The organism is Monashia sp. HAY1-2A, assembly GCF_056755315.1.
Genome location: NZ_JBNDHY010000682.1, coordinates 1 through 244, shown reverse-complemented (window position 1 = coordinate 244; position 244 = coordinate 1). Strand labels below are relative to the sequence as shown.

Sequence of the window (244 nt, the reverse complement as noted above, 5' to 3'; positions counted from 1 at the left end):
CCCCTCCGGAGACCGGCGACGGCGATGGCGACGCCACCGGCGCGGCGCGGGACGGCGGCGGCGCGAACGGATCGAAGTCGTCCGGCAGCATCATCGGACCCGCCGGCGCGGGCGGCGGCGCCTGGACCGGCGGCGCCGCGAAGGCCGAGACGTGCGGCGCGGGCGCCGGCGAGGTGCTGAAGACGTCGGGCGGCGGCGGCGTGCCGCCGAACAGGTCGGCGAACGGATTGGAACTGGACAAGGC

Annotated in this window: 1 pseudogene; it reads left to right on the top strand. The window is 78.3% G+C overall.

The window, feature by feature from the left end:
• Positions 1–244 (top strand): annotated as a pseudogene (locus ACPYOM_RS23525) (hypothetical protein); the annotation flags it as partial.